Origin of the sequence: Yersinia vastinensis (genome assembly GCF_902726565.1) — a bacterium.
GTDB lineage: Bacteria > Pseudomonadota > Gammaproteobacteria > Enterobacterales > Enterobacteriaceae > Yersinia > Yersinia vastinensis.
This window is the reverse complement of sequence record NZ_CACVAF010000035.1, coordinates 1-1,013: the sequence shown is the minus strand read 5'-3', so window position 1 is coordinate 1,013 and position 1,013 is coordinate 1. Positions and strand designations below refer to the sequence as shown.

The following is a 1,013-nucleotide window of genomic DNA, read 5'->3' as shown; positions in this document are numbered from 1 at the left end:
GCTATATTCCGTGGCATGACCTTCTGGGCCAATAATCAGATGAACGTTCTGGCCGATATGCCCCGTGATATGGATTATGCAATCACCCGCGCCAACGTGAAAGATGGAAAATTTACCTACAGCAGCGCCAGTGAAAAAACACATTATAGCCATGCGTTCGTGTCGTGGTCTGATCCGGCCAATGGTTATCAAGATGCGATTGAGCCAGTATCTGAAATTGCGCTAGTTCGCCGGTTCGGTGTGAAGCAGGCGGATGTTACTGCTATCGGTTGCACTCGACAAACTGAGGCGATTCGGCGCGGAAAGTGGGTTCTACACACTAATGATGCTGATCGTTCGGTATCGTTCACTGTTGGTCTGGATGGCAAGATCCCATTACCCGGCTATATCGTGGGAATTGCCGATGAAATGGTTGCCGGTCGCCCTCTTGGGGGGCGAATAAGCAAGGTTAACGGTCGCAATATTACACTCGATAGAGTTTCTTCTGCTGCAGTGGGTGAGCGACTCATCGTGAATCTTCCTACCGGAAAGAGCGAGGGGAGAACGATTCAAACTGTTGCGGGGAAAGTTATTACTGTCACAACGGCATTTAGCGTAACACCTGTTCCTCAATCGGTTTGGGCCATTGATGCTAGTGATCTAGCTTTACAGCTTTTTCGTGTTACGGGCATTACAGAGGGGAGCGATGGGGTATCTTACGACATCACGGCTATCGAGTATGACCCGAATAAATTTGCTCGTATCGATACCGGGGCCAGAATTGAAGATCGGCCAATCAGCGTCATTCCTCCTGGTGTTCAGCCGCCACCAACAAATGTTGTTATTGATAGTTTCTCTGCTCTTTCTCAAGGGCTGGCCATAACCACCTTGCGTGTTACATGGGAACCAGCAGCCAGCGCGATAGCGTACGAGGCCGAGTGGCGACGTGATAACGGAAACTGGATATCAGCGCCACGTACATCCGCACAAGGATTTCAGGTTGAAGGGATTTATGCGGGACAATATCAGGCTCG

At 50.1% G+C, this 1,013-nt stretch carries 1 protein-coding gene; it reads left to right on the top strand.

Annotated elements, in window-relative coordinates:
• On the top strand, window positions 1–1,013 hold a 1,013-nt coding region (locus HUZ92_RS20700; RefSeq protein WP_174846893.1), incomplete at both ends, for a TipJ family phage tail tip protein.